Origin of the sequence: Clostridium sp. (genome assembly GCF_026168755.1) — a bacterium.
Taxonomy (GTDB): domain Bacteria; phylum Bacillota; class Clostridia; order Clostridiales; family Clostridiaceae; genus Clostridium.
The window spans coordinates 54,961-70,325 of sequence record NZ_JAPFDR010000003.1 but is presented as its reverse complement, the minus strand read 5'-3'; the positions used below and the strand labels follow the sequence as shown (position 1 = coordinate 70,325).

At 21.5% G+C, this 15,365-nt stretch carries 10 protein-coding genes and 1 pseudogene; 3 read left to right on the top strand and 8 right to left on the bottom strand.

What is annotated here, in order from left to right; genetic code table 11:
* Positions 1–245 precede the first annotated feature (245 nt).
* Positions 246–968, bottom strand: a complete 723-nt coding sequence (locus Q0Y03_RS02305) for a hypothetical protein (RefSeq protein ID WP_297712223.1) — start codon at positions 966–968, stop codon at positions 246–248.
* A 198-nt stretch (positions 969–1,166) separates the two neighbouring features.
* Between Q0Y03_RS02305 and Q0Y03_RS02300 the strand changes: the two genes are divergently transcribed.
* The 3 genes and pseudogenes from Q0Y03_RS02300 (at position 1,167) to Q0Y03_RS02295 (ending at position 3,253) form a co-directional block, all read left to right on the top strand.
* Complete coding sequence (locus tag Q0Y03_RS02300; RefSeq protein WP_297712222.1) at positions 1,167–1,301, top strand: glycosyltransferase; 135 nt, start codon at positions 1,167–1,169, stop codon at positions 1,299–1,301.
* A 74-nt stretch (positions 1,302–1,375) separates the two neighbouring features.
* Positions 1,376–1,813 (top strand): annotated as a pseudogene (locus Q0Y03_RS15490) (glycosyltransferase); the annotation flags it as partial.
* 378 nt (positions 1,814–2,191) lie between these two features.
* Positions 2,192–3,253, top strand: coding sequence for a glycosyltransferase family 2 protein (locus Q0Y03_RS02295; RefSeq protein WP_297712221.1), 1,062 nt, complete (start codon positions 2,192–2,194; stop codon positions 3,251–3,253).
* Positions 3,254–3,348: 95 nt separating this feature from the next.
* On the opposite strand, the gene Q0Y03_RS02290 is transcribed toward Q0Y03_RS02295, so the two are convergent.
* From Q0Y03_RS02290 to Q0Y03_RS02260, 7 genes are all read right to left on the bottom strand, one after another.
* Complete coding sequence (locus Q0Y03_RS02290) at positions 3,349–5,343, bottom strand: glycosyltransferase (protein WP_297712220.1); 1,995 nt, start codon at positions 5,341–5,343, stop codon at positions 3,349–3,351.
* A gap of 210 nt (positions 5,344–5,553) precedes the next feature.
* Complete coding sequence (locus Q0Y03_RS02285; protein ID WP_297712219.1) at positions 5,554–7,920, bottom strand: glycosyltransferase; 2,367 nt, start codon at positions 7,918–7,920, stop codon at positions 5,554–5,556.
* Between the two features lie 26 nt (positions 7,921–7,946).
* A complete protein-coding gene (locus Q0Y03_RS02280) occupies positions 7,947–8,702 on the bottom strand; it encodes a hypothetical protein (protein WP_297712218.1) in 756 nt (251 codons plus the stop codon).
* Between the two features lie 363 nt (positions 8,703–9,065).
* Entirely contained in the window at positions 9,066–10,520 is a 1,455-nt protein-coding gene (locus Q0Y03_RS02275; protein WP_297712217.1) for a sodium:solute symporter, read from the bottom strand.
* A 19-nt stretch (positions 10,521–10,539) separates the two neighbouring features.
* Positions 10,540–11,253, bottom strand: a complete 714-nt coding sequence (locus tag Q0Y03_RS02270; protein ID WP_297712216.1) for an acylneuraminate cytidylyltransferase family protein — start codon at positions 11,251–11,253, stop codon at positions 10,540–10,542.
* Positions 11,254–11,339: 86 nt separating this feature from the next.
* A complete protein-coding gene (locus Q0Y03_RS02265; protein ID WP_297712215.1) occupies positions 11,340–13,340 on the bottom strand; it encodes a glycosyltransferase in 2,001 nt (666 codons plus the stop codon).
* A gap of 29 nt (positions 13,341–13,369) precedes the next feature.
* Positions 13,370–15,361, bottom strand: a complete 1,992-nt coding sequence (locus tag Q0Y03_RS02260) for a glycosyltransferase (protein ID WP_297712214.1) — start codon at positions 15,359–15,361, stop codon at positions 13,370–13,372.
* Positions 15,362–15,365 lie beyond the last annotated feature (4 nt).

The following is a 15,365-nucleotide window of genomic DNA, read 5'->3' as shown; positions in this document are numbered from 1 at the left end:
TTTTTTATTTATTGTCTTTAATTTTTTTAAAACTTCATTGTTTTTTCAACCAAATTCCATACTTAGTGTTATATTTGTTATTATTTTTCGACCATTTTCAAATCATATATCAAATTCTATTATATAAATTTTAAAAAATCAAACCACATAATATTCCTATAGATTTATTATTTTACTTTTTACTTATTTGTTTCAAATTTTAAATTATATAAAAAAATAAGCTAAACATAGTGTCTAGCTTATTTCTATATATAAATACTTATAATTAGTCCTGTAGAAATATTTCCATTTAAATCTGTATAATCAGTTAAATTTATTTCTAATCCATTAGTAATATATTCACTTTCATCCAAATAGTATATAAATTCACTTTCTTGTGCTTCTACTTTTTTCTTATTACTTGTAATATCTTGACTTAATATCATAAGTTCTGATTTATATTGCTCTAATTTACTTTTTGTACTTTTTATCCTTCTTAATATTTCATTTACTTTTTCTAATAACTTATTTTCATCTTGTATATGATTTTGATTTTCTATATGATTTTTATCACTTATTTTTTCTTGTTTATTATTCTCTTCTTCTTTAGTTTTATTTTTTAATTCATTAATTTGTCTATTAAGCTGTCTTACTTTTATCTTTTGCTTTACTTCTTCTCTTTGACCATTTTTAATAGCTTGAATATATTCATTTCTTGCTTGCTTTAAAGTATTTTCAATAGTTTCTATTTTTTGTTCTTGTGATTGAATTATTGATATTTTATCCTGTACAGTTCTTTTGTCACTATTAATTATACTTGCTTTTTTCCTTATTGTTTGATATATATCGCTACTAGTTCTTTTATTACTAGTTTTTTTACTCTCTGAATTTTTTTCCCCATTCATTGTTATATTTAAATATTGACTTATAGTATTTGATAAATTAATACTTCCTATTGTATTTCTTTGGTTATTATCTATTTTTAACATTTATCCTCCTATGAATAAAATTATTACTATTAATTAATTTTTTATACATACTTTTATAATTATACCATTATTCTTAAAAAAATCACTCATTATTCACTATATCCTTTAAGTAAATACAGATATTATAGTGGAAATATAAACAACTTGACTATATAAATTACGTTAATTATAATACTTAATATCTTTAATCAGAAGGAGATGATTAAAATCAATATTAAGATAAGTGTAATAATTCCTATATATAATGTAGAAAAATATTTAGATGAATGTTTAGATAGTGTTGTAAATCAAACCTTAAAAGATATAGAAATTATATGTGTAAATGACGGGTAAACAGATTCTTGTAGTAAAATAATAGATAGATATGCCAATAAATATAATAATATTAAAGTAATAACACAAAAAATGCTGGCTTAAGTGCAGCTAGAAATAATGGTTATAATATAGCAAAAGGTAAATATATTTATTTCTTAGATAGTGATGATTATTTAAAAGATTTAAATGCATTAAATATAATTTTTGAAGAATGTGAAAAAGAGAATTTAGATATTGCATTAATAAATTCATATGCCTCTTGTGAAGATAAGAATATTGGAACTGACTTTATTATAAATACTAGTAAGCATTTAGGAACTAATGTAATGTCTGGAGAAGAAGCTTTTAACGTTTTAATAGAAAATGCTTTTTATTATCCTGCAGTATGGTTAAAAGTATACAAAAGAGAGCTTTTAGGAAATTTAAATATAATATTTTACGAGGGTATAATTTATGAAGATCTTTTATACTCTATTATTTGTGAAATAAATGCAAAAAGAGATCAACTAAGGAGCTTTATAAATTTCTAAGCGAATTATCTATATACAACAAATCTGAAAAAACAATAAAAAACTTGAGACTTTTTACTAAAGATATTTATAAACAATCTATTTTTTGTTGCGATATATTAGGAAGTTTAGATAAAAGAAAAGTTATAGTTTCTAATATAGATAAATCCTTAATAGATATATCTATAAATATTATGATAAACACTCCTACTCTTTATTATAATTCTAATAAATATTAACTCACTAAAAATGCTTTAATATCAAACTTATGATGATAGTTACATAATAAAACTGGATATCACAAATTGAGTATTTTTATTAAAGTAAAACTAAAACTTTTAATAAAAATTGAAATAAATATTATAATCTAAAAATTGCTATACATTGGAGGTTTTAATATTGAAGACTTTAAGTTTAGTTATGATAACTAAAAACGAAGAATCAAAACTTAAAAGATGTTTGAATTCTATTAACGATTTAGTTGATGAAATTATAATTGTAGATACCGGTTCTACAGATAAAACTAAAATAATTGCATCTGAATTTAATGCTAGAATTTTTGATTATAAATGGGATAATAATTTTTCAAATGCTAGAAATTTTGCTATTAATAAATCTACCAGTGATTGGAATTTAATTTTAGATGCTGATGAATTTATTACTGATATAAATAGATATGAATTAAATAAAATTATTAATTCTAATGATAAATTTATAGGACAAATTAAAATTATTAATCTTTTTGAACAAGAAGGAGAAATTAGAAAATCTAATAGTTTTATAAGTAGATTAGCTCCAAAAGGAATATATTTTAATGGAAGTATACATGAACAATTAGATAATACTATTTCTAGAAAAATAATTCCTATTGAAGTTGAACATGATGGTTACCTTAATACAAATAAATTTGATAGAAATATATCTTTAATTATTAATGAATTAAAAGAAAATAGAAATGATTCATACTTATTATATCAAGCTGCTAAAACTTATTATAATAATAAAATGTATAATGAAGCTGAATTATATTTTGAAGAGTTTTATAAAAACATCAATATAGAAAAAGATGCTTTTATTAATGATAGTATAATTCTTTACTTGTATACAATTATTAAAACTAAAAACTTTGAAAAAGGATTAAAAATCATTAATGAAAACTTTGATATATTAAGCAAGTCATGTGACTTTTATTTTGTTTGCGGATTATTCTTTACAGAATTAGTTGCATCTAATACCGAAAATTATTTATCATATTTTAATAATATAGAACTGTGTTATATTAATGCACTTCAAATTGGTAACTCTAATGAAATTGTTGAGGGTACAGGAAGCTATTTAGCTGCTTACAATCTAGGAATATTTTATGAATTAATTGATAACATTGATAAAGCTCAGTACTATTATAAAATATCATCAAATTATAATTATAAGTTAGCAAAAGATAAATTAAATTTATATTAATTCAAATACTATATTTACTTATTTATATAAACTAATAGATACTTTTTAGTAGCTATTAGTTTATATATTTTTTTACTTATCTACTAAATATACTCTTATTTATTTTTCAACATATATTCATTAACTAATATAGTGTTAAACTTATTAATAACATTATCAATACTATAAGCTTCTACTGTCTTTTTACATTCCTCTTCTGTCGGTAATATTAAATTACCTATATTAATATTATGTAATATTTCATGTAATTGATTATAGTCACCTACTTCAAAACTATATCCATTTTTAAAATCTTTTACTATATCTACAGATCCAGCACATCTACTAGTTATAATTGGAATACCTCTTTGTAATGATTCTAATAAAACCAATGGAAACCCTTCGTGTTGCGAAGGTAAAACTAATGCTGTAACATTATTAACACATTCCCAAGGTTTTTCTTGCCAACCTAGCCAACTTATTTTTTCATTTATCTTTAAATCTATTGCTAACTGCTTTAATTGTTCACCATGAACTCCATCTCCTATTACAGTTAAATGCCAATCTCCTTGTAATAAACTTAATGCTCGTAATAATGTATCCACTCTCTTTTGACCATTTTCTAATCTTCCTATATAAAGAAGCTCTAGCTTATTATCAATTCTTTTAATTACATTATAACTATTGTTTTCTATTGGATTTCCAATTAAATATATAGATTTTTCATTACTAATAAATTTGCTTATAGATTTTGATATTGAATTAGATATTGAAATATGATTATCTCCATAGCTTAGTAATTGCGGATAACTAGTAATATTAGGATCTACATGTAACCATGATAAAACAGTTATATTATTCTCACCTAAAATATTTAAAGCTTCCTTACATATATAACTTGTTTCTGGTATATGTGTTGCTAATATTATATCTGGTAATCCTAATTCTTTAAGTTTATTTGCATAACCTTCAGCTAATCCATAAATTGTATCTTCCCACCTATTTTCTTTTAATCCATAGCAATAAAATTCATTAACTTTACTTTGCCACTCTTCATATTTTGACCTATAAGATTGAAATACTCTTACACTATGTCCCCTATTTATTAATTCTCTACTAATAATTTCTATAACATTTTCTGTACCACCTCTACCTTCGATATGATCTATTACTATATCAATTTTTAGTTTTATATTTTTATTTTCTAATTTACTGTAGACATTATTTATTTTTTCATCAACTTCATTATTTAAATTATTGTCATCAGAATAAAGTAAAATATCATAATAATATTTTAATGCTTCAAAATCTTTATTTAATCTCTCACAAACGTATGCCATATTAAATAATATATCTATATTGTTTTTATATAAGCTTACAGCTTCTTTTAAATAACTATAAGCTTCTTTTACTCTATCACTTAAAATATATATTATTGACTTTATTGAGTATACTTCTATATCGTCTTTAATTAACTCCTCATATTTTTTCAATAACTCTTCTGCCAAACTTATTTTATTATTATTTATTAAATCTTTTATTGCAATTTTAGCATTTCTTAAACCATTATAGTATTCTCCATTTTTATTGTATCCATTTAAAATATCTTCTATATTACTTATGTCTTCTATATAATATATATTTCCTTTATTTATTATATTCCCTACAATATAATTTGATATTTTTTTAGATATTGCTAAATGTGCATCAGCATAATTTAAAAGTTCTCCTCCAGTAAGATAAATATTATCACCATAAAGTAACGATAATATAACAGGCCTTTTATCCTTTAAAAACTCTACTGCTTTCCTAGAAATATAAATTGAACTTGGTGTATACGTAGCTAATATTATGTCCGGTAATCCAACTTCATCTAATTTTACTTTATATCCTTTATATAAAGTATCTAAATTTTCTTCTCTTATCTCCCCTACTAACCCATAATAATCTACATATGAAAAATTACTTATCCACTCTTCATATTGTGGCTTATAAGATTGAAAAATACGAACCTTATGCCCTCTATCTATTAACTTAGTACTTATTTTACTTAATAAATCTTCTAATATTCCTCTTCCTTCAGTATATACTAAAACTATATCTATAATCACAATAACTTCTCCAATCTATCATGTTAATGTAAAATTTTTATAATATTTCTATTTAAACATCTTTATATAAAAAAGCTGTACACTAATTAAATAATGCAACAGTTCTATAAAAAGCTTATTTCAAACAATTATTATTTACCGTATTTATTAACTATATATTAATATAATTGAGATCTCTATCTTTTAAATAGCTATTAATTTTATAATTTTTTACTTATTAAATATTCTTCTATTTAATTCATTAGTTACTTTAACTGCACCTTTTTCATTTAAATGATCAACATCACTAAAATCTTCTTCATTAAAAATATTTTCTTCTGAAAAATCTATTAATTCTATATCTGATTTGTATTTTATATTATTAATCACATTATAAAACTCTTTTTTATATCCTTCATCTAAAAATTCACTATAATATTTAGTAGTTGGAAATACTATTATAATTATTTTTATATTTTTTGACTTTAAAAACTCTATAAATTTATAAAAAATATCTCTATACTCTTTATAGGTTTCATTATATTTTAATAACTTATTATGTTGCTCAGCTCTATTTTTACCTATTTCATATTTTTCCTCACTGCTAATACAACTTAATTTTACTCTATGTAATATACTAGTAATCTCTCTACTAAATCTTTTATTATAATATGAGTTATTCTCTATATATACTAAGCTCTTAAAATATTTATCTAAAAACTCTAAATTAAATAAATATCTTATAAGATTATTATCTACTACTTTATTTAACTCTAATCCTTCAACACATTCTACATCTTCTAAATTATGCTTATCATTAAGAATAGGATAATAAACATTTCTTATTTTGTTTATCTCATCTTCATTTTTAGATCTAGATAAGTCATGATTGAATAAAAAATATCCAGCTCCTATAATACAATTTTTTATATTAGTATTATTTTTTATAGTATTTTCAGCTAATTTACATGAATAATATAAATCTTGACCTGATAATGCAATATTTATAGAACTAGAATTCATTTTTATCTGATCTATTCCATTTAACGGATATGAATTTCCGACTATTATAGTTTTTATATCTTTATTATATGATTTTTCAATAGATTTTACTAAATAATTATAATCATAATTTCCATAATATATCTTATCACTTATATCAAATAAATAATTCATAGCCTTATCATAATATACAATATTATTAAAATGTTTTGTTATTTCTATATTATTATCAACTGTTTCTTCACTAATAATTAAAATATTAATATCATTTTCTGATAGTTCATTTATTACTCTAATTATTTCATATTTATCTTTAATTATGGTACATCTCTCTTTTAAACATGTATTAATTAAATTATATTTATCTATACCATAAAAATATATATTTATTCTATTACTCCTATTAATATCTCTTAATAATTCCATTATATAAGTTTTTAACTCATTAGCTAATTCATTTTTATCTGTACTTAAAATATTAAATTGTAATAATATATTAGTAATTCTTGTTTTTAAATTTTTAAAACTATCTAATTCGTTATAACTATTCTTCCCATGAATTAATTTTATTAACTTTCTAATTTCTAATATTAATTCATCTGAAGATAAATTTTCTTTTTCTAATACTATAATACAATCATTTAATATATTAATATTTACAATATATTTTAAAAGTTTAGAATTTATTATTGTATTAATGCCAACATCAATAGTTCTAATTTCACTATAAAAATATCTTATTATCTCATTTGTATAATCATATAACTCTATATGTTCACTTATCATTAAAGCTCTAATCATATATAACTTTAACTGTTCTAAAAAGTACTGCTTTAAATCATCACTAATATTTTTTTCTATATTACAATACCTTTCAAATACATCTTTTGAAACCTGATAGTATCCATCTACGTTTATTTTTGCTAATTTAGTAGTAATTGCTGATGAATTCCTTACTCTTCTATACATAAATTTTTTAGGAATATATTTAACTCTTTCTGCTAATATAAAACTATCAAATACTTGTATTACATCCTCATATATTTTTAGTTCTGAATATTTTATATTATTTTTTTCTAAAAATTCTCTTCTATAAAAATTAATAGTAGACTCTGTTCTAAAACACTTTCTACTAAATGCCTCTTCCATAAATTCAAGTCCTGTTTTTACCCTACTCTCTAAAAGCTCGTCTCTTTCTAAATTATCACCATAATTTCCATTATAACTTTTTTCATAAAATAAAATTGCATCAAATGTTACTATATCTAAATTGTTTTTCTTCGCTTCTTCATAACAAATTAATAATGTATCTTTATCAAGATAATCATCACCATCTAAAAAATAAATATATTCTCCTTCTGCAAACTTCAATGCCCTATTTCTTGCAGTACCAACACCTGTATTCTCTTGATTTATTATTTTTATATTGCTATTACGTTCACTATACTTATTAAGAATAGATAAGCTATTATCTGTAGAACCATCATTTATACATAGTATTTCTACATTATCTAATGATTGATTTAAAATACTATCTATACATTCTTCTAAATATTCTTCTACATTATAAATTGGTATTATCACACTAACCTTCATTTATTACTTTACTCCTTTTTAAATTATTATTTATGATTATCAACTTCAAAGCTATTTATAAATTCATTATCATTTTCTAGTAATTCAAAAATACCTTTATGAGGAACTAATATTTTATATATTTTAATTTCAGTATTATCTAATTTTTTAATTATATCTTTATATTTTTTATTGTAAGGCACTATTAACTCATATTTATTTTCGTTATATTTATTTATAAACTCTCTTAATTCTATTACTTCTTTCCTCGTTATTACTACTTTATCTTTTACATATGCCCAATTATTAGCTTGCTCTTTTTCTGCTAATAATTCAATATATAAATTATCAATATTACTAAACTGATATGCTATATATTTAAATAAATTAATATTATTCTTATCTATTAATTCATTATTCATAACTTCATCCATAATATTAAAATATTCTTGGGATAAAATTTCACCTTCATATAGATTCCTTATATCATTTATAAAATTACTATCATTAACATATCTTAAAGCTATACCTGTATATAAAGTTGCTTTAATTTTTTCGCCAATTAATAAAAGAGTATATATTAAGTTAAAATAACCATCTACAAAATCATTCTGTAAATCAATAGCCGTTTTATAACATATAATAGCTGAATTATATTCTTTTATTTTAAAACATAACATTCCTCTCAAATTCCAATATTGAGAATTATTTATGTACCATTTTTCATTTTTAATTATCATATTGTATGCATTTTCTATATCATCATTTAGTATATACATTTTTATATTATTAATAATTTCCATATTATATCTCCTATACTATATCTGTTGTATAAATCTTCTTAACTACTTTATCTTTCACAATGTTTTCTCTTAATATCAGTCATTAATATCTCTATATATTTATCTTGTTTAATAATATCATTAGTATTATGTAATATATCTAACTCATTATCAATTCTCATAAGGCAATATTTCAGATTAACTTATTTTATTTATTAGTATAATAAATGGGTAAAGATTAAGCTTTACCCGTTTATTATACTAATAATTATATTTATTTTTTTATTCTATATATTTATGTATCGGTTAGTAATATAAATACTTTAATATATACTAAAATATTTAAACTACTTTATAAGTATTATCATAATTATATTTATACTATTATATAAACCTATTAGTTATATAGCTAATTAAACTTCCTATAATAACTGATACTATAATTGAAATTAAAGAGTATGACCATGTACTAATTGATGAATTACTATACTTTAATACTATAACTATAATAGACGAAGTTATTAGTCCTGCATATGCCCCAAATTTATTAGCACTTTTATTAATTACTCCAAGTACAAAAACTCCTGCCAATACGCCTAAAACTAGTCCCATAAAACTATTAAACCATTCATAAACTGATTTAATTTTACCATTTGCTAACATTATAGAAACTATAATAGTTATAACACCAATACCTAAAGAAATATATCTAGCTATTTTAGTTTCACTTTTATTATCAATATTTTTTGATATAAACTTTTGAATATCTAATGTCCAACTAGTTGCAACTGAATTTAATCCTGTTGATAGTGTAGACTGTGCTGCTGCATATATTGCTGCCAATAATAAACCAGATATACCAACTGGCACCTGAAATGCTATATAAGATGCAAAAATTTGATCTTGATTATTTACTTGTAATAAATTTGGATTTTGATTATAAAATACAAATAATGCAGTACCTATTAAATAAAATATTGTTGCAACTACTATTGATAAAATTCCATTCCCATAAGTCATCTTTTTTAGTTCTTTTATATTAGTTGTAGTTGTAAATCTTTGAACCACATCTTGACTTGATATGTAAGATGAAAATGTATTTAATCCTGCACCTACTAATATTATAAATACACTTGTTTTTAATATATTTTTATCAAATATTATTTCTTTTTGTGAAATAAACTTATTTTCTAGAAATAAAGTTCTAATTACTTCTTTAAATCCACCATCTATATTTAACAATAAAAATCCTAGCGCAAATATAACCCCTACTATTAATACAATACCTTGAATAAAATCTGTCCATACTACAGATTTTATTCCTCCGGTATATGAGTATATAATAGCTATAACACCCATTACTATTATTAATATACTAATACTTATCCCTGTTAGTTCAGCTAAAACCATAGATGGTAAGTACATTATTATAGACATACGTCCTATCTGATATATAATAAATAATAATGCACCTATTATTCTTAAACCCTTATCTTTATATCTTATTTCTAAATAATGATATGCTGTATCAATTTTTAAACTACTATATACAGGTAGAAAAAACTTTATTGTTAATGGTACCGCTATAAATACGCCTAATTGTGCAAACCATAAAATCCAAGTACCACTATATGAATTACCTGCTAAAGATAAAAATGATATTGGACTTAATAAAGTAGCAAATATCGAAACTGATGTAACCCACCATGGTATTGTTCCATCACCTTTAAAATATTCCATTCCTTTCATATCTCTCTTAGTAAAAACTAGACCTATTAATAGTACTATAGCTAAATATACTATAAGAACCATCATATCTATCAAAGTAAAACCATTCATTAATTTTCCTCTTATTAATCTATTTTTCTTTAGTTAATGCTATTTCTTTCATCATTATCTTAGCAATTTTTAAATCTAATATTTCATCTATATCAACTGAATATTTTTCATCCATTATATATGATAATTTATTATCATTTAAACTTGTATTTAAGTTTAAATTTTCATTTATTTTATTTATATATATTACTCCATTTACCCTATAATATTCTTTAAAATCTTGTCTTCTTTGAGTACTACTTATATTAAGTAAATTACTCATACTATTATCTTCATTTAATGTTCTCATTAAAATAGGATGTTCCTTTACTTTACATATACTTACTAAACTATCTGAATCTTTTTGTACAATTAATTCTACAGCTTCATCAATATGATAGCTTTCTCTTAATGGTTGAGTAGGTTGTAATAATACAATATAATCGTATATATCTCCATAAATATGTAATTGCTCTATACAATGCATAACACACTCAATGGTTTTTGATGTATCCAACGCCAGATAATCTGGCCTTAAAAATGGAACATCTGCACCATATTTTTTAGCTACATCTGCTATTTCTTTACAATTAGTTGATACTATAACTCTATCGATATATTTAGATTTTAATGCAGCTTCTATGCTATAAGCTATAAGGGGTTTGCCACATAAATCTATTACATTTTTGTTTTTTATCCCCCTACTTCCAGCTCTCGCTGGAATAATAGCTAAAAATCTTTTATTTTTATACATTTTTAATACTCTTCCTTATTTATAAAAAGTTATTTATATTTTAAATTTTTATTATAAATTTATTTTAAAATCCTATTTACATATATTTAAATTTCACTATCGATTTTTTGTATAACATCATCAATAGTATTCGGTAAAAATATATTTAATTTTTCAAATACTTCTATCAATCTATTACTATTTTCATCAAATATTTTATCAATACAAATTGCTCTTTTAGAACCTAATATTTTAGAAAATGTCATTAAAGATGTAGATACTCTAGATATTAAGTATAAATTTTGCAAACTATAAAACGCTTCAATTGCAATACTATTTTTTATAAACTTTACATTATCCGATTCAATTATGTAATTATCTAAATATTTATTTTTTTCTCTTGGATGATATTTTAAATATATGTTAACTTTTTTCTGATTTAATCTATGTATTATTTCATATATAACTTTAACATAATCAGTAATATCCAAATTATTATATATAAAAAAATCAGAATGTTCTAAAGCTATAAAAATATTAGCTTTATTTAAATCTTCAACATCTTCTTCACATTTACTATATAGATTTTCTATTGCTATCTTAATTAAATCACTTTCTATTTCAAGATTTTCTTTTCCATCTCTTAACTCATCTCTTACTAAATGAGGATATATTAAATATCTCTTTTTTATTTTACTAAGAGTTCCACACACCTGTATATTTTCTACATGTAAATTTATATTCTTATAAATTTCTTCTATTTTTTGTTCAGTAAACTCAATAGGAAACTTCTCATCTGTGTAAACAGCAGTTCCATCTTCTAAATAATAAAAATTCCCATTATTTTTTAATCTATTTTTTACAATATATTGAGTATGTACTTCTCTATCACTATTTGCAAATATATTATTATATACTTTCTTATTTATTTTAGAATTAATTGTATTTACATTAAATATATCCTTATTTTCTAAATATATAACATTATTAAATATTTTTTCTAAATTCTCTATATTTATTGATTTTAAATCAAAAGTTTTCCATATAAATATATCATTTTTAGAACTTCTATACTCATCACTAAGAGCCATACTAATTGCTAATATCATATGATATGGTGTATGAACCAAAAATAAACTATCCATTTCATTAACAATATCTTCATTACTATAATATAAACTTGGTGAACTAACTTGCATATCTAAATCAATATTAAATAGTTTACTTTTATTATTTATATCCTGACAAATGCTTCTTCTTATGTTATTACAGTTAAGTACATCACAATAGAATATACTATTATTATAATATCTTCTTATCCAGAATAATAACCTATTTCTTGTTTCTAAAGCTAACCCATTATTTAAATATAACTTATAAGCTTCTTTTGCTGTAATAAAATTTCCTTCAGCTCTTTTTATATTTATTTTAGATGTCATAATAGAATTATTTCTTATTCTTCGATTAAAAAACTTTTTAGATATATATTTTATTCTATTTGCTTTTATAAATGAACTCATAGTATGAAGTTCATCTTCATGCAATATACCTTCATAAAAATATAAATTATTTTCTTTTATAAAATCACTCTTATAGAAATTTAACCAAACTGTTGCATAATAAGCGCCAACCTTATTAGATAAGTTATAAAACTCTTCTCCATTCATCACTTCACTAGATAGCATACTTTCTCTATCATATCGTTCTTTAAAATTATTAGATTTAAAATCAGAATCATAAAATACATTTGCATCAAATGTTAATATATCTAATTTTTCTATTTCAGAAATATTAAAACATTCTTCCATAGAATTCAATTCAATATAGTCATCACTATCTAAAAAATATAAATATTTTCCTTTAGCTACTTTAATTCCACTATTTCTAGCAGCACTTAATCCTGCATTTTCTTGATTAATAATTTTTATATTTTTATATTTTAAATAATATTCTTCTAATATTTTTAAGCTTCCATCAGTTGAACCATCATTAATACAAATAATTTCTATATTATCTAACGTTTGATTTACAGCACTTTCTAAACATTCTATTAAATATTTTTCAACATTATATACAGGTATAATTATACTAACATTAAATTTTTCCATTTTCTCCTCTTTATTAATACTAAATATTTTTAAATTTTATTATTAATTTTTTGTATAATCTCATCAATAGTATTTGGTAAAAATATATTTAATTTTTCAAATACTTCTATCAATCTATTACTATCTTCATCGAATATTTTTTCAATACAAATTGCTCTTTTAGAATCTAAAACTTTACAAAAAGTCATTAGAGATGTAGATACTCTAGATATTAAGTATAAATTTTTAAAACTATAAAAAGCTTCTATTGCAATACTATTTTTAACAAACTTTACATTATCAGATTGAATTATGTGCTTATCTAAATATTTATTTTTCTCTCTTGGATGATATTTTAAATATATATTAATGTTTTTTTCTTTGGCTTTATAAATTATTTCATTTATAACTGTTAAATAATTATCCATACTTGAATTATTGATATAGAAAAACTCACTATGTTCTAAAGCAATTAAAATATTTATTTTATTATTTAACACCTCTGTATCTTGATCAAATTTATCATATAATTTTTCTATTGCTTCCTTAATTAGTCTACTATCTATTTCAATATTCTCACTTTTATCTTTTAATTCACCTCTAACTAATTCAGGGTATGTTAAATAACTTTTTTTTATTTTACTATGTGCTCCTAAAACTTTTATTTTTTCTATTTTAATATTTAATAATTTATTATAATGCTCTATTTCTATATCATTAAATGTTTCTCTAATATAGTCTGAATAATCTGTTGTACCATCTTCTATATGTATTACTTTTCCCATTCTATGTAAATTTTTTTCAATTATAAATTGCATTTCAACTTCGGTTTCATTGTTAATAAATATATTTCTATATATATTATACTTAATTAAAGTATATGCTTTGTCAAAATTATAATCTTTATTACATATATATACTTTATTAAATATTTTTTCTAAAATATTTATCTGATTCTTATCTATATTAAAAGTATCGTTTATAAAAATTTCATTGCAACATTTTTTATATGTATCACTCTTTACCAAAGCAAGTGCTAAAATAATATGATATGGTGTATGGACTATAAATAAATTATCTACTATTTTTTTTTTTTCAATTTGATAAAATAATACAGGACTATTAATTAGCATATCTAACTCTACATCTATAATATCTTTTTTACCTTTTATATCATTAACAATCTCATTTTTTATATTATAATTATTTGTCATATCACAAAAAACCAAACTATTATAGTAATATCTTCTTATCCAAAATAATAAGATATTTTTTGTCTCTTCATTTAAATCATTATTTAAATACAATTTATAAGTTTCTTTTGCTATTACATAATTTCCTTCTATTCTTTTTATATTTATTTTAGATGTCATAATAGAATTACTTCTTAATCTTCTATTAAAAAACTTTTTAGGTATATACTTTATTCTATTTGCCTTTATAAAGGAATTCATAGTATGAAGTTCATCTTCATGTATTATACCTTCATAAAAGTATAAGCTATTTTCTTTTATAAACTCATTTCTATAAAAATTCAACCAAACCGGCGCCTTATATCCACCTTTTTTATTAACTAAATTATAAAAATCTTTACCTTTCATAACATCAGTTGTTAATATAGCTTTTCTATCATATTTTTCTTTAAACGTATTAGTGGTAAAATCCGAATCATAAAACACAGTTGCATCAAATGATAATATATCTAATTTATATTCTTCTGCAATATTAAAACATTCTTCCATAGAATTTAATTCAATATAATCATCACTATCTAAAAAATATAAATACTTACCTTTAGCTACTTTAATACCACTATTTCTAGCTGCACTTAACCCTGAATTTTCTTGATTAATAATTTTTATATTTTTATATTTTAAATTATAATCTTCCAATATTTTTAGACTTCCATCAGTGGAGCCGTCATTAATACAAATAATTTCTATATTATCTAACGTTTGATTTACAACACTTTCTAAACATTCTACTAAATATTTTTCAACATTATATACTGGTATAATTATACTAACCTTAAATTTATCCATTTTT

What these genes read in the sequence shown, in the direction of transcription:
- Q0Y03_RS02305 (WP_297712223.1), bottom strand. Translation starts at nt 968, where the DNA reads ATGTTAAAAATAGATAATAACCAAAGAAATACAATAGGAAGTATTAAT.
- Q0Y03_RS02300 (WP_297712222.1), top strand. Translation starts at nt 1,167, where the DNA reads ATGATTAAAATCAATATTAAGATAAGTGTAATAATTCCTATATATAAT.
- Q0Y03_RS02285 (WP_297712219.1), bottom strand. Translation starts at nt 7,920, where the DNA reads ATGAAGGTTAGTGTGATAATACCAATTTATAATGTAGAAGAATATTTA.
- Q0Y03_RS02280 (WP_297712218.1), bottom strand. Translation starts at nt 8,702, where the DNA reads ATGGAAATTATTAATAATATAAAAATGTATATACTAAATGATGATATA.
- Q0Y03_RS02275 (WP_297712217.1), bottom strand. Translation starts at nt 10,520, where the DNA reads ATGAATGGTTTTACTTTGATAGATATGATGGTTCTTATAGTATATTTA.
- Q0Y03_RS02270 (WP_297712216.1), bottom strand. Translation starts at nt 11,253, where the DNA reads ATGTATAAAAATAAAAGATTTTTAGCTATTATTCCAGCGAGAGCTGGA.
- Q0Y03_RS02265 (WP_297712215.1), bottom strand. Translation starts at nt 13,340, where the DNA reads ATGGAAAAATTTAATGTTAGTATAATTATACCTGTATATAATGTTGAA.
- Q0Y03_RS02260 (WP_297712214.1), bottom strand. Translation starts at nt 15,361, where the DNA reads ATGGATAAATTTAAGGTTAGTATAATTATACCAGTATATAATGTTGAA.